Source organism: Exiguobacterium sp. s146 (assembly GCF_018618415.1).
Classification (GTDB): domain Bacteria; phylum Bacillota; class Bacilli; order Exiguobacteriales; family Exiguobacteriaceae; genus Exiguobacterium.
In genome coordinates this window covers 1-19749 of record NZ_JACSMA010000002.1, presented here as the reverse complement: position 1 = coordinate 19749, position 19749 = coordinate 1, and the positions used below count along the sequence as shown (strand labels likewise).

Annotated in this window: 24 protein-coding genes; 17 read left to right on the top strand and 7 right to left on the bottom strand. The window is 51.6% G+C overall.

The genetic code is table 11. From position 1 onward, the window contains the following. The first annotated feature begins 35 nt into the window (after positions 1-35). From KNP83_RS06695 to KNP83_RS06685, 3 genes are read left to right on the top strand one after another with little or no spacing between them, the layout of a single operon-like run. Positions 36-695, top strand: coding sequence for a hypothetical protein (locus KNP83_RS06695; protein WP_214761732.1), 660 nt, complete (start codon positions 36-38; stop codon positions 693-695). Further along, the gene (locus tag KNP83_RS06690; protein ID WP_251139270.1) at positions 686-1381 is read left to right on the top strand and encodes an HAD family hydrolase; all 696 of its coding nucleotides are present in this window, start codon (positions 686-688) and stop codon (positions 1379-1381) included. The genes KNP83_RS06695 and KNP83_RS06690 overlap by 10 nt, the downstream gene beginning before the upstream one ends. 28 nt (positions 1382-1409) lie before the next feature. Beyond that, a complete protein-coding gene (locus KNP83_RS06685) occupies positions 1410-2432 on the top strand; it encodes a serine hydrolase domain-containing protein (protein WP_214761730.1) in 1023 nt (340 codons plus the stop codon). On the opposite strand, the gene KNP83_RS06680 is transcribed toward KNP83_RS06685, so the two are convergent. The 3 genes from KNP83_RS06680 to KNP83_RS06670 form a co-directional block, all read right to left on the bottom strand. Next, positions 2425-3261, bottom strand: a complete 837-nt coding sequence (locus KNP83_RS06680) for a GGDEF domain-containing protein (RefSeq protein ID WP_214761728.1) — start codon at positions 3259-3261, stop codon at positions 2425-2427. The genes KNP83_RS06685 and KNP83_RS06680 overlap by 8 nt on opposite strands. Before the next feature lie 454 nt (positions 3262-3715). Then, positions 3716-4138: a group-specific protein gene (locus KNP83_RS06675; protein ID WP_214761726.1), complete on the bottom strand. Its 423-nt coding sequence runs from the start codon at positions 4136-4138 to the stop codon at positions 3716-3718. 322 nt (positions 4139-4460) lie between these two features. Then, positions 4461-4910, bottom strand: a complete 450-nt coding sequence (locus KNP83_RS06670; protein ID WP_214761724.1) for a hypothetical protein — start codon at positions 4908-4910, stop codon at positions 4461-4463. A 307-nt stretch (positions 4911-5217) separates the two neighbouring features. Here KNP83_RS06670 and KNP83_RS06665 point away from each other — a divergent pair, with 307 nt between their 5' ends. From KNP83_RS06665 to KNP83_RS06610, 12 genes are all read left to right on the top strand, one after another. Beyond that, entirely contained in the window at positions 5218-5517 is a 300-nt protein-coding gene (locus KNP83_RS06665) for a hypothetical protein (protein ID WP_214761722.1), read from the top strand. 91 nt (positions 5518-5608) lie between these two features. Beyond that, a complete protein-coding gene (locus tag KNP83_RS06660; RefSeq protein WP_214761721.1) occupies positions 5609-6295 on the top strand; it encodes a hypothetical protein in 687 nt (228 codons plus the stop codon). A gap of 25 nt (positions 6296-6320) precedes the next feature. Next, the gene (locus KNP83_RS06655) at positions 6321-6572 is read left to right on the top strand and encodes a hypothetical protein (protein WP_214761719.1); all 252 of its coding nucleotides are present in this window, start codon (positions 6321-6323) and stop codon (positions 6570-6572) included. Between the two features lie 35 nt (positions 6573-6607). Continuing rightward, positions 6608-7393, top strand: coding sequence for a hypothetical protein (locus KNP83_RS06650; RefSeq protein WP_214761717.1), 786 nt, complete (start codon positions 6608-6610; stop codon positions 7391-7393). A 220-nt stretch (positions 7394-7613) separates the two neighbouring features. Further along, positions 7614-8153 carry an SMI1/KNR4 family protein gene (locus KNP83_RS06645; protein ID WP_214753375.1) on the top strand — a complete coding sequence of 180 codons (540 nt, stop codon included), beginning with the start codon at positions 7614-7616 and terminating at the stop codon, positions 8151-8153. Further along, positions 8075-8317: a DUF2750 domain-containing protein gene (locus KNP83_RS15220; protein WP_353048156.1), complete on the top strand. Its 243-nt coding sequence runs from the start codon at positions 8075-8077 to the stop codon at positions 8315-8317. The genes KNP83_RS06645 and KNP83_RS15220 overlap by 79 nt, the downstream gene beginning before the upstream one ends. Before the next feature lie 145 nt (positions 8318-8462). Continuing rightward, a complete protein-coding gene (locus KNP83_RS06635; RefSeq protein ID WP_214753371.1) occupies positions 8463-9224 on the top strand; it encodes a hypothetical protein in 762 nt (253 codons plus the stop codon). 25 nt (positions 9225-9249) lie between these two features. Next, positions 9250-9759, top strand: coding sequence for a GNAT family N-acetyltransferase (locus KNP83_RS06630; RefSeq protein ID WP_214753370.1), 510 nt, complete (start codon positions 9250-9252; stop codon positions 9757-9759). Positions 9760-9802: 43 nt separating this feature from the next. Continuing rightward, a complete protein-coding gene (locus KNP83_RS06625) occupies positions 9803-10285 on the top strand; it encodes an SRPBCC family protein (protein WP_214753368.1) in 483 nt (160 codons plus the stop codon). A gap of 6 nt (positions 10286-10291) precedes the next feature. Continuing rightward, positions 10292-10768 (top strand): GNAT family N-acetyltransferase, encoded by a 477-nt coding sequence (locus tag KNP83_RS06620; protein WP_214753366.1) that lies wholly within the window; start codon positions 10292-10294, stop codon positions 10766-10768. 19 nt (positions 10769-10787) lie between these two features. Continuing rightward, complete coding sequence (locus KNP83_RS06615) at positions 10788-11768, top strand: Gfo/Idh/MocA family protein (RefSeq protein WP_214753364.1); 981 nt, start codon at positions 10788-10790, stop codon at positions 11766-11768. A 61-nt stretch (positions 11769-11829) separates the two neighbouring features. Further along, positions 11830-12195 (top strand): hypothetical protein, encoded by a 366-nt coding sequence (locus tag KNP83_RS06610; protein ID WP_214719616.1) that lies wholly within the window; start codon positions 11830-11832, stop codon positions 12193-12195. On the opposite strand, the gene KNP83_RS06605 is transcribed toward KNP83_RS06610, so the two are convergent. Further along, positions 12189-12734, bottom strand: coding sequence for an ATP-binding protein (locus tag KNP83_RS06605; RefSeq protein WP_214753362.1), 546 nt, complete (start codon positions 12732-12734; stop codon positions 12189-12191). The genes KNP83_RS06610 and KNP83_RS06605 overlap by 7 nt on opposite strands. A 218-nt stretch (positions 12735-12952) precedes the next feature. Between KNP83_RS06605 and KNP83_RS06600 the strand changes: the two genes are divergently transcribed. Beyond that, positions 12953-13519, top strand: a complete 567-nt coding sequence (locus KNP83_RS06600) for a histidine phosphatase family protein (RefSeq protein WP_214753360.1) — start codon at positions 12953-12955, stop codon at positions 13517-13519. Positions 13520-13678: 159 nt separating this feature from the next. On the opposite strand, the gene KNP83_RS06595 is transcribed toward KNP83_RS06600, so the two are convergent. Both KNP83_RS06595 and KNP83_RS06590 read right to left on the bottom strand, forming a co-directional pair. Then, entirely contained in the window at positions 13679-17059 is a 3381-nt protein-coding gene (locus tag KNP83_RS06595) for a dynamin family protein (protein WP_214761715.1), read from the bottom strand. 17 nt (positions 17060-17076) lie between these two features. Then, positions 17077-17697, bottom strand: coding sequence for an NAD(P)-dependent oxidoreductase (locus KNP83_RS06590; protein ID WP_214761714.1), 621 nt, complete (start codon positions 17695-17697; stop codon positions 17077-17079). A 175-nt stretch (positions 17698-17872) separates the two neighbouring features. On the opposite strand from KNP83_RS06590, the gene KNP83_RS06585 reads away from it, so the two are divergent. Beyond that, positions 17873-18964 carry an FUSC family protein gene (locus KNP83_RS06585; protein ID WP_214753354.1) on the top strand — a complete coding sequence of 364 codons (1092 nt, stop codon included), beginning with the start codon at positions 17873-17875 and terminating at the stop codon, positions 18962-18964. A gap of 45 nt (positions 18965-19009) precedes the next feature. Here the strand turns inward: KNP83_RS06585 and KNP83_RS06580 are convergent. After that, on the bottom strand, positions 19010-19749 hold a 740-nt coding region (locus KNP83_RS06580), incomplete at its 5' end, for a DUF58 domain-containing protein (RefSeq protein ID WP_214761712.1).

Genomic DNA, 19749 nt, shown 5'->3' with positions numbered 1-19749 from the left:
AAACAAAACAAATGAGAGAAGGATGTGCGGTACAAATGAGGATTCTGATCGGTCAACCCCAAATGGAGCAACACCTAGAACAATTCATTCAAGAGATTGAAGCGAACCCTACGGTGGACTTGGTGTTGTATCCAGAAGGCTATTGTCAATACACACATTTGGATGAGGTCAAGGAGCTCGCGAAGACGTTTCAGACAGCGGTCGTGATGGGCTATCGGAACGAGAAGAACGTGGACAGGGCCCTCATCATCGACAAACGAGGAGAGACGGTGTTGGACCGTGCCAAGACTCCGGAAACGATGCCGCTGTTCATGCCTTCAACCGTGGAGGACGACGGTCGCCGATACGGGTATGTGCTCTGTCGAGAAATCTTTATGGGGCTGGACGGACTCAAATCGGAAGAACCCATCCAAATCATCTTCAATCCGATCGGCGTCGGCATGTTCAGTGAAGAGCAGTACACTGACTGGTCTGGAGAAGCGAAGCAAATCGCGATGCAACAACGCTCCATCATTCTCGGGACGAGCCACGCCGACGGGTCGTACCGAAACTGTGGATTTTCGATTCCGATGGCGTATTGCTTTGATAAGACGGGTGAGCCCGTATTGCTGTCGAAAAACGATACGCGTACGCGGATTGTCGATACGGAAGCGAAGACCGTCGTCGTGCTTGAAGATTCGCTCCCATGTCACTGACTCAAACGATTCAAACGACCGGTATGTCTGTGTTGAAAGCCGTGCTCTTTGATTTGGATGGCACGCTGCTGAACCGGGATGAATCCGTGCGACGGTTCATCCATGACCAGTATGCAAGACTGAAGGGACATCTGACCGGCATCGAGGAACGAGATTATGTCACGCGCTTCATCGAACTCGACCAGCACGGCTACCGCTGGAAAGACGTGGTGTATAACCAGTTGATTCAGGAGTTTGAGATTAGTGGCATCACTCGACAAGAACTGCTCGATGACTATGTGAACCAGTTTCAGCATTTCTGCGTCGCGTTCCCGAATCTAAAACCGATGCTAAGCGCCTTGAAAGCGCGTGGGCTTCGGCTCGGCATCATCACGAACGGGTTTGGCGAACTCCAAATGAAGTCGATCCATGGTCTAGGCATCCGCGATTATTTCGATTGTGTGCTCGTCTCTGAATGGGAAGGCATGAAAAAACCAGACCCCGCGCTGTTTCATCGGGCGCTCGAACGATTAGACGTTACAGCAGGAACTGCCATGTTCGTCGGGGACCACGCGCTCCATGACATTCAAGCCGCCAAGCGAGTCGGCATGCGGACGGTTTGGAAACGGAACGACCGCTGGGAGGAGTCTGAAGCAGACGCCGATGATTCGATTGACGATTTGTCCGAATTGATTGTGATGCGGTGAGATTATCTTTAGGAGAGGAAGTTGCGTGATGCCGTTAGATGTAGCATATATCGAGGAGCGGATGAAATACCATCGCGTCCCGGGTTGTAGCATCGCCTGGATTGAACACGGGCGACTCATGGACTCTAAACAGTTCGGAACGGTATCGGCGGGGAGCGGTCGACCGGTGACGGCGGACACGCGCTTCAATGCCTGTTCGATGAGTAAGTTTCTGACCAGTGTCCTCGTTATGAAGTTGGTCGAAACGGGACAGGTAGCGTTAGATGAACCGGTGAATGACCGACTCGTTTCATGGCAACTCACAGATGTTGCCTCAAAACGTAGCGAGGTGACGTTGCGTCAAGTATTGCGTCATGAGTCCGGGGTCATCGATGCGACGGACAGTTTCGGAGAGCTTGATGTCACCTTCGGACGACCTTCGATGACCGCTTTGTTGAACGGAGACACGCTATATCACGACGGACCGGTTCATGTAACGGGTGAGCCGGGCCAAGCGTTTCACTATTCGGACGCCGGGTTCTGTCTAATTCAACTATTGATTGAGGACGTCATGGAGCGTCCGTTTGCGAATGTGATCCGTGACGAACTGTTCATCCCGCTCCGTATGCATGCGAGTGGATATGACTTCGAGGTGGAAGGTGTGGCGTTTTCGAGCGGACACGACAAGCACGGTCATTCCGTCGCCCCCATCATCCCGCACTATCCGTATCCAGCGGCGGCCGGATTGTGGACGACGACAGAGGATTTGACGCGCGTTGTCATCGAACTGATGGAGGCGGTGAGAGGCAACGGTCGCTTACTGTCTCCTCGAGCGGTAAAAGACATGCTGTCTGCTTCGTCTTTAAACCCTTTCGTCGGACTCGGCGTCTTTTTGGATGGGGAACAGGAGCTGCGCGAACTGTCCTCGCTCGGCTGGGGGATTGGTTTTCAAAGCATGCTCGTGGCATACCCGTACATAGGCAAAGCAATGATCATCATGACGAATGCAGAGTTAGGGGTGCACCAAATGGATGGTCTGATTGGGGATATATATCGCGCGACATTCAACTGATTGCGGACATGTTCGCAATGATTTCGTCGACGACCGTGTTGCTATTTTCTCGATTCACATCATAAAACGTATGTTCATGAGTCAACGACACGTGTTCACCGCTTTGGAGCTCGTACTGTTCGAGTAACGGACGAATCCGGTCATGGACGACGCGGGTGGCCTCTAGGGACGTATGTGGATAGATGATGGCGAACGTGTCTAGGGCGATGCGGTATTTATGATCTGTTCGTCTCGTGGCCAGGTGGAGCTCGTCGCTGAAGTAATTCAAGAACCATTCATACTCGGTCCGTCCAAACCGTTCCTCGAACTGTCTCAACTCAGGAATCTGAATGAACGACACCGTGAAGGCGTCACCGTGGCGAATGAGGCGATCGCGCTCTGCAGTCAAGTCCATCCGAAACCGTTCGGCGTTATCGAGCCACGTCTCAGGGTCGACGGCCACGAGCTGTCGTGCCCGTTCCTCTAACTCGAGCCGTGACAGCTGCACGTTCTTCACGAGTTGATGGACGAGGCCGGACAAAATGGACATGACGAGTAGCAGAACTGTAAAACTGATGCCTCTGCCGTTGAAAAACTGAACGTTTCCTGCTTCATAGATGGACGCGAACCATCGGAAATAGATGAATAAAAAGAGGAGGAGCGTGACAGACAGGGTCAGCCCGGCCCGCATCCCGAAGATGAGGGAAGATAAGACGATGGCGGGTAAAATCAAATAGCCGAGAAGGCCGGTGTCACTTTCGAACAAAAGGACGGTGTACGCCATCGTGCCGACAACCATACAAGCGATGAGCCCGAACAAATAAATCGAGTCATTGGTCCATTGCTTCATGTTCATCCCTCCATTTGTTTCGAATCGGCTCGCCATGAGCCACCTCCTCAATTACCCGCTATATGTGGGGAATAACCAATCAAAGATGTCCCTCACCTTCATTATAGAACATCGATGGAAAACGACGAGCTCATTTTTCGAATCGGGGCGAGTGCGTTCTTCGAGTGAATCAAGTAAACGACACCACCGACATCTGTGCCGGTGGTGTCGTCAGTTATGGCGCTAAGTTGGTCTGGCCGTCGTGAATCAACGTGCCTAGAGATTCGCCCGAACAGATGCGCTTCATCGCGCTCGTCTCTTCGAAGTCGAACACATGGACCCGTCTCTATGTATATCGAACAGAATTATGCGACAGTCATCCGTGTCAACGACTTGTGCCGCTTGGCGAACCAGAGCAAATATCAGTTCATCCGCAACTTTAATGGGTTGACCGGGTACCCCCCATATCAATACATCACCCGATTACGGCTCCAGAAGGCGAAACACCTGTTGCGAAGTGGGTCGTGATGGCCCGAGGTACGTCCTCGAGCGATCCCGTCAGTTGGATGACGTGGGGAAGATGATAGAACGTGCTCGTCGTCTCGACATCGTCGAAACGATTTGTAGCGTCATGGATGAACAGTGGAACACCTGCACCGAGGGCGATTCCGAGCTCGACATGGCTGCTGTTGCCGGCCGGCAGCAAGATGACGACGAAGTCCGACGCCTTGATCGCCTCGAACTCGTTCGTGCCGATGGCTCGCAAGTCCTCAAGTGACGTGGCGCGGTCATTCGTCGTCCAGTCGTATGTATGCGTGTGGCCGTCGTTGAGTAGGTGATTGCGTAGGGCTCTGACCTTTTCTATGTTCGAGAAGCGGGAGCCGATATAGAAGTTCATATGAGTCCTCCTAGCGGATGTGATGTCGTGTGATTCATGTTGATGGCAATAACGTACCACAAGATATACAGGGAAATGAGTCCAAGCATCAAGAATATGCCGATGCCTACGTAAATGTACTTAGATCGATTCCATCCCCGATGTTTGGAAAGGTGAACCGTTAATCCTATTGAAGAGGTTGCCAACAATATCATCGTTCCGAGTATCCACATGAATCCTGGTCCAATCCAATTCGGGGAGAACAAAAGGTAGACGATGGATATGAAAAGGCTCGTCCCGCAGATCATCATCGCTTGAAAACGACGCGTGATGCAACTTCCGCTCATGGTTTGATTCGATCGAATCGTGTCACCGCGAGTTCATGGATGACGAGCAACAAAATTGCGATGAAAAAGACGAGCAAGGCGACGTATTCCGGATTGACGTTCAGGAAGTAGTTGAGCCCGAACAGTGGTGTCACGAACAGGATATAGAGCGGATACTGGATCGCGAACAAGGCGTCCAATAGCACGATGTCATAGACGTACGACTCGAAACTGATCAAGGTGAACACGGTCACACTTGCGAACAGAATAGCCATAATCAACAGCTTGGCGACACGATTCCGTAATAAACACGTCCCGAACATGCAGACGAGCAGTAAGCCGGATGCGACCGCATGAATCGGCTGAATCGTCGCATCAGGGAACATGATGGAAGGAATCAGGTTCACGATAAATGCGAGCACATAGAGCGATGACAACACGATGAGGCAGTTCTTCGGATTGCCCATCAGGACACCCCTTTCTTGATGAGGGTTATATTTACATTTACTTACAAGTGTAATTTTACACTAAAGGTATAGTATGTCAAGGTGAAGAGGTGGATTTATTTGCTTGAAACGAATCGTAAAGAGATGGAAACAGAGCTTTGACGAATCATTTAGGAAGGGGAAATCGTACAAATGAGCCCTGAAAAAACAACTACACAAGGCAATTCTCTCAGACGACAGAGCGACCGTTCAACGTCTAGGGAAGTCGCTCCCTCATGAAGTGGTGTTAAATACATTTCTTGAAGTGGCGTTTGAAACGGATGATTTAATGGTCTACGAAATCGTATGCGATCAGATTCAAGTTGAGCAGACTGCTGATTGGGAAGAGACCGCTTCGCTTCTAATGAGCCAACCGTTCTGTCACCATCCTTACGCCTATGAACGGGCGTTTGAACACGCGAAACGTGCTGCCGAGCTTGATACTAACCGTATAGATTTGAAGGAATATTTGCTATTTTTCAATGCGATTCCCGACAAATTAATGACGGATGCTGAAGCGAACGAATTAGCGACTTTGATTTTGAAATTGCGACCGACAAGTAAGGTCGCCAAGATGCATTTGTTGTGAACGAAAGCCTGAAACTTTCTGGATGGATATTCCAAATAAAACTTTCGATGATACAATTGTTATGGAAACCGATTATAGAGGAGGCGACGCCATGCGTTGGATGATTCGGCTTGGCTTGACCGCAGTGCTGACGGTAGGGATGGTCATTGTCGGAATACGTCTCATCTCATATTTAATCGAGTGGTGGTATCGTCCTCCGACATCGGGATTAAAGTTACGACCGACACCGGCAGAATCTGAGTATTTGATGGAGTCGTCCGAAGGAAAGATGAGGATACCAAAAGAAGAAGAACAGTCTCGTTTGAAACTGGATTATTTGGATTATACGATCGATTCCGTGACGACCGTCATCGAACGAGGCGATGGCCTCTTCTATTGGGTATTGTTGTTAGCCTGTGTATTGCTTAGCGTACTGATTTTTGCCGCTTACATTCATTTTCAGCACCGCAAGCGAGCTGACGAAACAGCTTCGCTCATGACAAGGACGTTCTCGCGTCATCCAGTCCCGAGCTCGATGACGAGTGTCGAGGAACCGGCTTGGACCGGTGTGACGATTCGGGACGCTCTCATCGCATTCAATCAGGCGTTGCCATCGGCGAAGAAATGGTTGCCGACGGAAACGGTTTTAGAGTGGGCACGACGCATCGAATTGACGGACGTCGATTTCAAGCCGTATTTGGACGAGCGCTATGGAATGACCGATCCGGTGACGCCGGAACAGGTTGCGCGTTTTCGCACGACGCTCGAACAGTATGAGAAGACGAATTCAGTCGAATAGATGAATCAGGACAGGGGATTAAGGGATGGCTCGATTCAAATCGTTTACGTTTTGGCTCACACTTTTTGCGGTGCTGATTTGTCTTTATAATGGGAGCGGCGCTGATGAAAAATCGATTCTCTTCTTTCTGACGAGTCCTCCGTTTTGGGTCATGGAGACGCATTGGTTCGTCGAGACGTTCACCCACCCTTCGAATATCACGATGTTCGTCAAATATGGGGTGACGATTCTATTTTGGGCGGTGGTCGGTGCAGGGCTTGATCGTCTGTGGCTATAGGGGAGAAAGCGACAGCTAAGTAAGGGTTAGGAGACGTGAATCAAGTGAAATTGTACATTAAAACGCTACACCAAACGAAAGATTCGCGAATCGTTGATGCCGATGTATTCGGGGATGACTTGATTGTTCTGGTGAATCAAGGTGGCCCGGTCGTCTATTGGAACGAGCGGACGCTGCGAGTGCCGTTTCAGTTGAGTTCGCCATTCATCCGTCTCCTTGATTCAGAAACGTTTCTGGTCGTCGATGTGACGCTCGAGGAGACTCCCGTCAATGCCTGGGTCATCGATGAGCGGGGCAAGATTCTTCATTCGTTCCATGCGGGCAACGCCATCGGAGCGGTCGCCGTCAACGACACGGAGATTTGGATTGGCTATGTCGACGAGGGGGTGTTCGGCGAAGGGATTTCTACCGAGGCACTCGTCTGCTTCTCGCACACAGGCAACGTGTTACATCGTTATCAGTCCGATTTTATCCGTCCGCCGACCATCGTCGAGTGTGAACTGCTGCAAGTAAATCAAACCGGGGTATGGCTCTGTCCGTCGATTTGGTATGACTTGATTTATGTTGATTCAACCGGTCGATTCAACAAGTATAAGACGCCGAAGCGACTTCACGACAGTTCGGCGTTGACGATTCAAGGACAGGTCGGCTACTTCGTAAAAGACGGATTGTTGTACAAGTGGCCGTTCGGTGCGCGGAAACGCCCTGACGTTGTAGCTGAGTTTTCGGGAACTTCTAGAGGGTTAGCCGAGGGCGAACGGTTTCACTTCATTCAAATCGGTGATTATGAAGTGAACGGCGTTCAGCTCGTCGACAAGTAATGACGCATCTAGGTAAGTTGTTGCATCGACTAAGAAGTTACTGCTTACAACCGAATGATGTCTCGTGATGATGGGCCTGGTGTACAGGTCATTTTTACATTCTCAAACGTTTAGCGCGATAAAATCGCGTCAATCATTGCATCAACTTGTCGGAATCAATTCCCTCTTTTTTGTAAATTCAGTATACTCATGTTATTGATGTTAGAAAGAGGGCGATGAGATGAGACTCGAGACAAACCTTCCAGGATTTTCGGTCGAAGAGATTGAACAGGTAGAGCAACAAGTGGGGTTACGCTTCCCGGACGGCTTACGTGACGCATGGGGTCATGGGAACAAGTTCGAACTTGGGGATTGGTTCTTTTATCCCATCAAGGACGAGCGGTTTTTCAATAAGACGTGGGATGATGTGATTCGAGCCAACGAATTGAAGCAAGAGGAGTTGCCGGAAGGGTTCGTGACGCTTGCGACGAATGGGTCTGGTGATGAGCTCGGTTTTCTAAAAGGCGACCGGGAGACGATTTACGTCTGGTGGCACGAGATAGACGAACTCGAGGTGGCGGCGCATTCGTTTGAGGCGTTCGTCGAAGTGAAGCAGGCTGAAAACGACGTGCTCGAGACGTTTTGCGAACGAGTCGAGGAGAATGGACTCGTCTTTAGTCTATCTGCGGAGCAAGACGAAGGGTGGGCGTTTGCACCATCGCACGTCGAAGACACAGACGTCTTGTTATTCTTTTCGTCCCGAGAGCTTGCGCTCGCTTGACGGAATGGGCTGACTATCATGTGATCGAGTTGCCGGTCGAATTATTTCTTGAACGCTGGTTGCCGAACATGTCGGATGATGAGCTGCTGTGCGGCCTCGATTGGTCTAGCGAGCTGGTAGAGTTGGAATATGACCCAGAAACCATTCTAGAGTATTTTGAATAATTTTATTTCAAATACCGCATGTGATATCTTTTTTTAAGAAAATATAACAACGAATATGATAAATTCTTTTTCTAAAAACGCAATCATATCGACAGAATTACTAGCGCTCATCGTGGAAAGCGACGTGGGAGAGGAGAACACATCTTTGAATGATTATAACGTAGGGAATATCTTTGAGCTGTATTCAGGCAACGAGACCCTCTCGGTGGAGCAACAGGCGATGATGGATCGCATCGACGCCTACGTTGAGGCAAACCAGTTCAAACAGCTTGAACATTACCTTCAACAAACCCGAGGCATCGAACAGATGTTGATTGACCGCGTGATGATGGACCCGACCGATAACAGCCGATGGGACATGCTCATCGCGTATGAGTTGATTGATACCATCGAAGATTTTGCCCGGGTGAATAGCTTCGGTCTCACTGCCTATACGTTTCATCCGAATGACTCGTTCTATTTCGCGCTCGTCTTATATTGGACGGGTTGGAATGACTTTGTCATCACAGACGAGGATGTCGCTTTGGCAGAGTCGCTCATCGAACAAGGACCGGAAGAAGTGAGCGGCTTGCTTTGTATTGCGTTGGCGAAGAGAGACATCGATCATTTCGATTATACATATGTTCAACGAGCGATTGAACGATGCCCGTGGGCCGTCGAACCATATATGCGTCTCGGCGAACATCGCTTGCGAGCCCATCCAGCAGAAGGAAAGATGCTTCTACAGCAAGGACTAGACCGGGTGAAGGATACGTGGGGATTCGATCAAAAGGGGCGCTGGTTCAACACGGGCTCGCAGTATTTCAATCCCATCACGTGGCGGCAAGACACAATCGCTGAGCTGCTCGGTCTAAGCATGGACCACGAGGAGTATAAAAAATACGAACGGATTATCAATACGAAATAATTATCTTCAAGAACGGAGCATTGGAATGAACACAATCGCATTAGCCAAACCATCAGATGTGAATGCAATCGAACGACTGTATCACGCCTGTAAAGACGATTTGCTCGCCCGACAGATTTTCCAATGGGACGACACGTACCCGAACCGCGCCTATTTCGAAGCATGTATCGAAGAAGGTTCTGTCTATATTATGAAAGGCGGTGAGCAGTTGATCGGCGTCGTCGTGCTCGACGAATGGCAGTCGCCGGAATGGGAAACGATTGAGTGGCGTCACGACCATCCACTCGTCATCCATTCCTTAATGGTGCATCCGGAGCGGCAAGGTCAAGGTAGCGGAAAAGCCCTGTTACATGCCTCTGAACAGTTGGCAAAAGCGGAAGGTTACACTAGCATCCGGCTCGACAGCTTCTCAGGAAATGGGGCAGCCTGCAACTTTTACAAACGACACGGCTACGTGGAACGTGGAAGCGTCCATTTCGATTCGAAACCGAAAGGGCATGAACGGTATGTCTGTTTTGAAAAAGATCTTGTCTAACGTAATGAAAAAAAGAATGTCGATCGATGAAGGAGGATTTGATGTGAAACAACTTGAAGTGGCTACATATACAATGACAATCGACGCACCGATTGACCATACGTTCGCTTGTCTCGCAGAAGACGAACATATCATCAAATGGAACGACCATTTGATCGAGAACATCTACGAGGATGGTGACGCCTCACTCGTGACGGGAAAAAGGTTCATCTCGGTCCAACAGTTCGAGAAGAAAGAGATTCGGGTCGAATCCGAGTTGACCCATGTCAATCGTCCATATGAGTGCGAGGTGCAGGCGATGACGAATCAAGGAGTGTCGACGGCGACATATACGTTAAACGAGACAGCAGACGGGACGGACGTTACGATTCGCATCACACTCGCACCGTCCTCATGGCTGTATACCCTATATGTAAAAGCGTTTCGCTGGGCGATTCGCCTGATTTATGATGAACAGTTCAAACAGTTCCGCATCTACGCCGAGGCGAGTGCGCCAAAACCGTCACCTGCCCGAGAGGCGGAGTGATTTGCGATGATTGAACCGATTACCTCTTTGACGCGTGACGCGGTCCGTGCATTCTTTATCGATGCCTGGGGCTCACCTGAGATGGTCATCTCGACCGGTAAGTATGACTGCGCCACGCTTGACGGGTTCGTCTGGTCGGAAGCGAACGTCATCATCGGCCTCCTCACGTATGTCATTCGGGAAGACGAGATTGAGATCATCTCGCTCGACAGCCTCCAGGAGAAGCGTGGCATCGGCTCGGCGCTCCTCGATGAAGTGGAGAGAGTGGCCAAGCAACATCAGCTCGAACGGCTGTCGCTCATCACGACGAACGACAACCTGCGTGCGCTCTCCTTTTACCAACGCCGAGGCTGGCGCCTCGCACGGATTATCCCGGGTGCGGTCGATGCGGCCAGGCTACATAAACCGTCAATCCCCGTCATCGGTGAGCACGGCATCCCGCTCCATGACGAAATCGTCCTTAGCAAAGCCATCACAACCTAAAGAAAAGAGGGATTAACCCATGATTCGATTCGGTATCATCGGCACAAACTTTATCACCCGTTCTTTTATTGAAGCGACCCATCAAGTCGAAGACGCATCCGTGTCCGCCGTCTATTCCCGGACAGATGAGCGCGCGAAAACGTTCGCCGAAGAATTTGATATTCCACATACGTTCACCTCACTCGAGGAGATGGCATCCAGTGAATTGATTGATGCGGTCTATATCGCGAGCCCGAACTCGCTCCATGCCGAGCAGAGCCTGCTGTTCATGCGTCACGGCAAGCACGTCCTCTGTGAGAAGCCGTTCGCCTCGAACGTCGAGGAAGTCAGACAGATGCTTGAGATGGCACGCGAACAGGACGTCGTCTTGCTCGAGGCGCTCCGCAACCTGTTCATGCCGAACTTCGATGTGTTGCGTCAAGAACTCCATCGGGTCGGCCACGTCCGGCGTGTCATCTTGAACAAGTCGCAATACTCGTCACGCTACGACTTGTATAAACGCGGAGACAATCCGAACACGTTCAATCCTGCCTTCTCGAACGGCTCACTGATGGACCTCGGCGTCTATTGCCTCGGCCCGGCCTTGAAACTGTTCGGTCGACCTGACGGCGTGCAAGCAAACGCGGTCAAGCTCGAGTCAGGTGTCGACGGCAGTGGTTCGGCCATCTTGTCGTATGACGGCATGGACATCATCGTGCTCCACTCGAAGATTCACGGAACGGACGCTCCGTCCGAAATCATCGGGGAAGCGGGGCGCATCGTGATTGACGATATCGGTTCGCTCGACCGCTTGACATTCGTTGGCCGAGACGGGGCGACCGTCGAACTCGGTTTAGAACAGGAAAGCCATATGACGTATGAGATTCAGACGTTCGTAAACATGATTGAAGCAGGGGAGCGGGAGACCGAGGTCCATTCGTTTGCCGATATGCTCACACTCGCGGACGTCATGACCGATATCCGGCAGCGCATCGACGTGCGGTACCCGGCTGACGCATAACAAAGAGCCCCGAGCACACATACTCGAGGCTCTTATTCTAAATAGAAGGTGAGGAACAATAATGAACGTACAAGAGATTTTAGAGGAGATTGAAAAGATATATTATTGGGATGCTCGTGTGCTCGGGTGTGATTGTCGGTACTACGGGGATGAAGTGTTAATCAAAATTGAAGAAGAAAATGAGAGTTATCATCACCAGATCGAATTTTTAGGATGTATCAAAGTGGACATCGTTGCTCCTTTGAACGACCGGGTGGCACCCATCAAAGAATTATCTAGATTACAGCTACCTTACTTTATGCACGATATCGCTGTCTCGAGTTACATGTTGGATGGGACCGAGGTGTTCGTCTGTAATCTGTTGTTCCCTCCCGCAAGCGCTGAAATTCATTTCACCAAAATCAGGATCGGGAAGGAATATCATTGATGCTGATTCTGTTTTAACACATCCATGACCATCGCGATTCGTTCCTCGGTCGAGTAGTCGCCTTCGATTCTTAGGATGGGACAAGCCAGTTCAGCCAGCCATTGTTCATGCGACGACTTACTTCTAACTTCTGTCCCGGCATGGTCGTAAAGGGCGGCCCAACTCAAAAACGCTTGTGATTGCTCGTATAGGCTACCGCCAGCGAGTGCTTCCGCACCATAGCGCTCGAGTTCCCGTTGTTGCAATCTGGCCAAGCGGACGTCAGGCGGAATCCATAAAAAGATAACCAAATCAAAATAGGGCATGAAACAGTCGCCCCAACCTGCGAGAGATCCTGATAGAATCCACCGTTCAGATTGTAGCAACTCTTCCTTGAGCATCTCGCGTCGTTCAGGGACAGGTCTCGGTTCGGTGAACTTGTTGATCCAGAAATAATCGTCCGTATCCAGATGAGTATGCGGCAGGACGTTCGCCAACGCGTGGCCAAGTGTTGACGTGCCGGAGCCCGAAGCGCCGAGTATGTGAATTCTGCTTCTCATGTTTGCCTCTCCCATCAACCTATATTTTTGCGGCTTACATCGTGAACTCCAACGGTATATTCTCACCGTTCCAACTTCGATGTTCGTCTTCATCGGAAAAAATATGTAGGCGTTATCCTCTTTTTGAGGAATATAATGAAGTCACGCTGGATAATTTTACAATAAGTTTCAGTGGAATAATAGTGAATGATGACATCCATAGAACGGGAGACGATGACATGACGACCTTATATTTCGTAAGACATGCACACTCTACATATACAGCCGATGAATGGACGAGACCCTTATCTGAAAAGGGAGAGAGAGACGTCCGTAACATCACGAACACCTTGAGTGAAGAAAAGATTGATCTCGTCGTTTCGAGTCCATATAAACGAGCTATTCAAACCGTCCAAGGGATTGCTGACCAGATTGGGACAGAAGTGCTACTCATGGACGATTTGCGGGAACGGATGTTGACGACAGAGCCGGCCGAGAATTTTACCTTGGCGATGACAAAAGTGTGGGAAAATCCTACATTTGCATGGGAAGGGGGCGAATCGAACGTTGTTGCTCAACAGCGGGTAGTCCGTGCGATCTTGTCACTACTCGACCAATACGAAGGAAAGCGAATCGCAATCGGTACGCATGGGAATATCATGGTGCTGATCCTCAATTATTTTGATGAACAGTATGGCTATATGTTCTGGAAAGAACTCGATATGCCGGACGTTTATAAAGTGACGTTTAACAAACATGAACTAGTGAGCGTTGAAAAGCTATGGGACCGTCAAGAAGCGGTTTGAAAGCCGTTCATGGCGTCATAAAAAAGGATGGGGCCGGTCTCGGTCCCATCCTTTTTAGTCTACTCTCTATTCAAATACAGGTGGCGAATAAACAAGCCGAGTGCGACCGTCATGATGACGGCCGGAATCAATCCGACGAGCAACAAGGAACCCATGCGTTCAGTCCTTTCTGAGCGCAGCGAGGCGCTGTGTCATGTCTTGGAACGATTGTCCGTCCGAGAGCACGCTCAGTTCGCCGGCGACGAGGTTGTTCACTTCACGGTCCCAGTCCTGGCTGAGTGTCTTCTCGAGCGCGGCAAGCTGCGTCGCCGTCCGTTCGACTTGATGACTTCCGACGCGCGCGAGTTGCTCGCGCACCGCCGTCTTCAACAGGGCGCTCAAGTCATCGCGCAGTTTCGTCCGGCCGTCGCCTTCGAAGAATTGGTTCGCGTTCTTATAGTGCTTCAGGACGGGACGGAACGGGGCCGCCTCGAACGCGACCGGGTCGACGGCGTCACGGAACCAATCGATGTCGATGTCGTCCTCAAACGACAGCGTCGGCAGGAGCGGACGCAGTTTTAGCGTCTCGCGCTCGATCAAGCGTTCCGTCTCCCGTTTCAAGAAGCGCTCGAGCCGATATTGGAACACTTGCAGCTCTTGATGGATGTCATACGCATACTTGTCGAGTGTCCGGCTGAGGGCGCGCTCGAGGCTCGCCTTCGATCCATCGACCTCGACCGGATGGAACGTCTCTTTGACGAAGTCCGACAGCCGGAGGAGCGAGCGGGTCTCGAGGTGGGCGAGCAACTCGTCCGTCTCGCGCTTGAACGGGTCTTCGAGCGTCGTGACGTTGAGACGATTGTCAGAAGTGCGTACTTGTTCGAGCTTGTCACGGCGGGCCGCCTTGACGCTCGCATCCGCTTCGGCCTCGCGGACGACGTCCTCGAACGCGGTGACGAGGGCATGTGCCTCATCTTTGATGCGGACCGCGTTCGCCTGACGCAAATCGTGGTCGACGAATTGCTCGAGCTTGACCGAGAATCGGTCGAACCCGGCGTCCGTGCCCTGGATGGCGTTCCGGCTCGAAATCGGTAGCACCGTCGGATGACGGACGCCAAGTTTCGTCAACTGGTTCGACACATAATCGCTGACGGCGAGCCGTTCCGCCTCATCCGCCGCCAAATCGGACGCGTTGACGAGGAAGAACATGTGATGGTCACCTGTCCCTTGGACGCGTCCGAGCTGGATGACGAGTTCTCGGTCGGCCTCGGTGAAGGCGTGATTGTAATACGTCACGAACAGGACGGCGTCGGCGTCACGCATATAACCGAACTGTACTTCGCTATGACGGTTGAACTGCGAGTCGGCACCTGGCGTGTCGACGAAGATGATGCCACGCTCGGCCCAAGGGGAGTCGATGGCGAGCTCGATCTCTTTGACGATACAGCTCTTCTCTTCCTCCGTGACGAATGAGCAGAACGTGTCATAGTCGACCGTCTCCTGGCTACCGAGATAGGACAGGGGAGCGTTCTTGAGAGCGTTGACGAACGGATGGTCGAGATGGAGTGCGTCGAGTGACGCCCCGTAACCGTTCAGCTCGGCCTCGAGTTCGGCACGTGTCTTGAACGTGATCAACGCACTCTTGTTGGCGCGGCCGTTCGGCGGCACGATTTTCGTGATCGACGCCGTCAGTGGGTTCGGTGACGTCGGGAGCACCGTCTCACCGAGCAACGCGTTCAATGTCGACGACTTGCCGGACGAGAACGCCCCAAAGATGGCGAGCGTGTATGTCTCGGATTCGGCCCGGGCCAATTTATGACGGAGCGACTTGACGCGTGACTTGAATAAGGGATGGTTCTCTAATATTTCACATACCGCATATTCATAAGAAAAATCAAACGACAAAGCGGTGATATCATCCACCAGAAGCGAGGTCGAGGCAACTTCTTGTTGCTGATGTTCGACTTGTTTCTGCGGTAATTGGTCGGCCGTGACGTAGTGACGGGTCTCAAGGTCCGTCAAACGCGAATCCGAGAGGTCACGTGTCGTGTAATGGGTGAGCTCGTCTCTCTGTTCGGCCAGCTGACGTTGTAGCGCCAACGTGTCGAGCATGTCATACAATTCGTCTTGCTCGGTCTCGATGGCATGGATTCGGTCTTTACCTTCGGCCTCAAGATACGTTTCGACGGACGTGACCCACGGTTCGGACACTTTCGTCACCCAAGAGGCGAGAGCCGACTCGATGTCGCGGCTGAATTGAAGCACCGTGTCACCGCTGAGCGATGCGCCGGACTTCACTTGGTCACTGATGAGCGCGCTCGGTGCAGTCGGTAACGTATCCGGACGGGACAAAATCGCCTCGGGCAGTTTCAAATCACGGACGATGTCTTCGGCGTACTTGATCAAGTGGGGGCGAAGGTTCGTATCGATCAATCGGTTGAACTCCTTGACAGCGATCTCTTCACGACGTAGCCGTTCCTGGCGCGTCTTGTCTTTTGAGAAGAACAGGCCGACCTTGAACTCCGGCGCACAACTCTCGAGATAGTCCCGCAACAGTTCACGGAACTCATAGTTCATGATCGGCGCGCTCGCGACGATCGGTGTCTGGTGTTTGAAGAACTCGCGACGGAACGCGGTGAGCCAGATCGCTTTCTTATCGAGGCGTTGCAGGCGGGCTTGAATCTCCGTCGGCTGCTTCTCGATGACCGGCAACTCGTCCAAGAGGGCGTCGTTCGCACGAGTGGACCGGGCGAGCAACGTATCGACGAGCAAGTCGGCGCGTGCTTCCGCATGTTCACGCGCGGCGTCGATGACGGTTTGGACGTACGTCCGGAGGCGTTCGACCTCATTTTCCGGGTGATCGAGCTCACGGAGCGAAATATAGAACATGTCGTCCGGATTGATCGCGTGACGGGTGAAGGCGGTCTCGAGCGAGCGTTTGAACGTGTGGAACGGAAGCTCTCCTTCATCGTGCTTATCGATTTGGTTGATGATGATCGAGTAGGGACGCCCCTCGGCGCTGAACTGTTTCATCAGTTTGATGTTTTGTTCGGACTGGACGTGATTGTAATCCATCATGAAGAACAGATGGTCGGCGAGGAAAAGCGAGCGTTCCGTCGCTTGACGGTGCCGTTCATCGGTCGAGTCAATCCCGGGCGTGTCCATGAGGACGACGTCGCTTCCGAATGGGAAGCGGGGCAGGGCGTACTCGACTTCTTTAATCTCTTCGATTTTGCAGTAGTCGCTCAAGCGGTCGAGTTCATCCGGCGCGAGTCGAATCCAATCTGTGTCGTTGACGGCGACCGATGCCCCGACGTCCCCCTGTCGAAGCGTCACGATGTTCGCACTCGTCGGAATCGGGCTCGTCGGCAACACGCCATCCCCGAGCCAATTGTTGAGGAGCGTCGACTTACCTGCTGAAAAGTGGCCACAGACGGCAATCCAAATCTCGTCACGTGTCACTTTTCGGAGTGCGGTCTTGGCGAGACGAGCCGACTCGGTCTCAGCTTGTGTGTCAAATACGTCGGTCAATTGCGCGAGGCGCATGCGTTGTTCGTTCATAAATCCCCATCCCCTACTTATGATTCCGTCGTGATGCCGACGCGGTGTCTACGATATGATTTGTCTTTCCAGGCTTGAATGACGAGCTCCGCCACATCGTCACGCGAGATTGGTCCCGAGTTCTGCGTCCCGAGCACGTCAGCTGTGATGACGATGTTCCCGACGGACGCGTCTTCAATCAATTGCGTCGGGCAGACGATTGTATAATCGAGCGTCGATGCGTCGAGCAGTTCGTACGCCTTGGCGTGGTCCTCGGCCGCGGTCGTCATCGAACGTTTCGATTCTCGGGTCTCGAAGCGATAGTGATTGGAATCGTGTGCCTGCAAGATGCCGGCCGTCCCGACCGTCAAGATGCGGGTCACTCCGTTTGCTTCCATCGCCGAGATGACGAGTGGGGTGAAGCGGGACAAGACGTTCTGCTTGTCTGTGCCGAGCGCCGACATGACGACGTCGGCTGATTGCACCGTCTCCGCGATGGCATCTGCATCGGTGGCATCCCCGATGATGACCGTGAGTCGTTCTCTCGGTTCGACCTCACGGCGTGACAACAGTCGGACGTCGTGTCCGTCTTCTAATAAACGTTCGAGCAACCGTATCCCCGTGCGGCCGCTCCCTCCAAATAAAGCAATGGTTGACAAGTAAACCCCTCCCCATCAAGATTAAAGAAAATATCCAACGCCATCATACCACGGAAGCGCTATCGAAACAGGGGACAACGGCTTGAAATGTTTTGAGGTTTCAGGGCATGGTAAGTGGGATACAAAAAGTTAAGACGTGTATAAAGGGAGGAAGACACCTCGGTGTCGACACCGCATGAGATTTGGAGCTAGAACAATCAAGACCGGCATATCCGTCGCCTTGGTGTTACTCATCGCCGAGGCATTTCAATTTCAACAGATCGTCGTACCGGCGCTCGCGGCCTCGCTCGCGTTATTGCCGTCTGTTTACCAGACGGGTGTCCGGCTATTAGAAGAATTAAAAGGGAACTTGATTGGGGCTTTGCTCGCCGTCTTCTCCTTAATGTTGACGCCGAACCCGACACCGATCGCCATCGGGGTCGTCATCATCATCGCCATCTCGATCCTTCTCTTCTTGAACCTCGAGTCGACGACCCGGACCGTCATCTTGACGACGATTCTGATTATGGAAGGGGCGAGCCAATCGGACATGCCCGTCTGGATGTTCGCCGGAGAACGTTACTTGCTTATCATGATGGGGATCACGGTGGCGCTTCTCGTCAACGCGCTCTTGTTCCCGCCACGCTATGAGCGGAAACTTGAGGACGAAATTACGACCGTCTTCCAAATGGCCGTCCGTATCGCCCGTCTGTTCTCGGAAACGGAAGGGGGGCGCTCGTCGTTCGAGTCACTCGAGGAGACGAAGAAGAAACATCGGGATTCGAAGACAACGTACGACTTCTTTGAAGAAGAGATTAAAGCCAACCGCTGGCTCGAGAAGAAGACACCGATTTATCGCCGAGCCGTCTTGAAGTCGAAAATGATTGATACGAACAGTGCCGCTATCCACGTACTCGACAAGCTGCATGACGATTTTCTGACGCTCGAACACTTGCCTCCACAGCTCAAGGACGAATTGATGCGTCATATGCGACACTTGCTCAGACGACATGAGCGTCTATTCTCGGCTTATGAGTTAGAGAACGAGCACATCATCGACCGGGAAGAGGATCTTATCCACGAGAACTTCGACTTCGCCAAGCTGATGATCGAGAAGATGCGGGATGAAGAGGAAGACCTCATCCTGACCGTCGTCCCGCTCGTCGCAACGATGACGGACTGGGTCAAGGCGATGAACGAACTCGAACGCTACCTCATCACCGAGATGAAGAAGCATGGGGACAATTTGAAAGTGGAGCCACGCAAGAAGTGGTTCTTTGAAGACTGAATGTCTGTTAAAAAAATCGCCTTACCTTACTTGGCTTTTAAAAAGTCAGTGAGGTGAGGCGATTTTTATGAGCTGAGCTTGCTTGTTTTTTATTTTCGTCACGTAAGGCGAGAAACGGGTTGAACCCATATAGTGATCTTGCTCCGAGAGACTAGAGAGTAAGGCGAGGATGTTTTTAAGCTGCTTCGCCCCTTCTTGGATGCTCAAGTGATTGACATGTCCCTTTTGATCTAATCGGTTCACAAACAGCTCGACCTTCCCGCCGCTTTCAATCAATTCCCGACTGACCAATGCCGTATCCTCTATCAACTCTTCGAACTGATGATGAAGGCCGATCCCGTTCGAAGCCGACAAGTCGAGATACACCGTGAACATGTCTTGATTGACCGGCTGGTACAGTTTCGTTTGCAAAGTGGATTTCTTCGCCGTCGCATACCAGTCGATTTGTCTAGACGGTTCATCCTCATAGGGCTTCGATGAGATTTGTAGTAATCGATCCTTAATTGGAGAATATTTAGAGACGCGCTCACCAAGCTTCAGGTGTGATCGTATACGCTGCGCATGAGTACTTGAAATCGATGGATATACCGTCCAACGTAAAGGGGGAGCCAAATAGAGTGTTAACGTCCCTAACGATAGAGGCAAGCTAATCGTGATGGAGATTTCTGCTATTTCGATGGGCCCTCTTCGATTACTTGTAAGTTCGAAGACGAAATCAGACGGCAGCTCGTCCAATTCGATGATGGTTTCCGTATGCCCCTCTAAGTTCACGACGTAAGGTCCAT

Bases quoted from the DNA above. Each gene is read 5' to 3' on its own strand.
- KNP83_RS06690 (WP_251139270.1), top strand. From the start codon at position 686: ATGTCACTGACTCAAACGATTCAAACGACCGGTATGTCTGTGTTGAAA.
- KNP83_RS06605 (WP_214753362.1), bottom strand. From the start codon at position 12,734: ATGAGAAGCAGAATTCACATACTCGGCGCTTCGGGCTCCGGCACGTCA.
- KNP83_RS06645 (WP_214753375.1), top strand. From the start codon at position 7,614: ATGAGACTCGAGACAAACCTTCCAGGATTTTCGGTCGAAGAGATTGAA.
- KNP83_RS06620 (WP_214753366.1), top strand. From the start codon at position 10,292: ATGATTGAACCGATTACCTCTTTGACGCGTGACGCGGTCCGTGCATTC.
- KNP83_RS06675 (WP_214761726.1), bottom strand. From the start codon at position 4,138: ATGAACTTCTATATCGGCTCCCGCTTCTCGAACATAGAAAAGGTCAGA.
- KNP83_RS06595 (WP_214761715.1), bottom strand. From the start codon at position 17,059: ATGAACGAACAACGCATGCGCCTCGCGCAATTGACCGACGTATTTGAC.
- KNP83_RS06600 (WP_214753360.1), top strand. From the start codon at position 12,953: ATGACGACCTTATATTTCGTAAGACATGCACACTCTACATATACAGCC.
- KNP83_RS06585 (WP_214753354.1), top strand. From the start codon at position 17,873: ATGAGATTTGGAGCTAGAACAATCAAGACCGGCATATCCGTCGCCTTG.
- KNP83_RS06695 (WP_214761732.1), top strand. From the start codon at position 36: ATGAGGATTCTGATCGGTCAACCCCAAATGGAGCAACACCTAGAACAA.
- KNP83_RS06665 (WP_214761722.1), top strand. From the start codon at position 5,218: ATGGTCTACGAAATCGTATGCGATCAGATTCAAGTTGAGCAGACTGCT.
- KNP83_RS06660 (WP_214761721.1), top strand. From the start codon at position 5,609: ATGCGTTGGATGATTCGGCTTGGCTTGACCGCAGTGCTGACGGTAGGG.
- KNP83_RS06680 (WP_214761728.1), bottom strand. From the start codon at position 3,261: ATGAAGCAATGGACCAATGACTCGATTTATTTGTTCGGGCTCATCGCT.
- KNP83_RS06610 (WP_214719616.1), top strand. From the start codon at position 11,830: ATGAACGTACAAGAGATTTTAGAGGAGATTGAAAAGATATATTATTGG.
- KNP83_RS06630 (WP_214753370.1), top strand. From the start codon at position 9,250: ATGAACACAATCGCATTAGCCAAACCATCAGATGTGAATGCAATCGAA.
- KNP83_RS06670 (WP_214761724.1), bottom strand. From the start codon at position 4,910: ATGGGCAATCCGAAGAACTGCCTCATCGTGTTGTCATCGCTCTATGTG.
- KNP83_RS06685 (WP_214761730.1), top strand. From the start codon at position 1,410: ATGCCGTTAGATGTAGCATATATCGAGGAGCGGATGAAATACCATCGC.
- KNP83_RS06655 (WP_214761719.1), top strand. From the start codon at position 6,321: ATGGCTCGATTCAAATCGTTTACGTTTTGGCTCACACTTTTTGCGGTG.
- KNP83_RS06615 (WP_214753364.1), top strand. From the start codon at position 10,788: ATGATTCGATTCGGTATCATCGGCACAAACTTTATCACCCGTTCTTTT.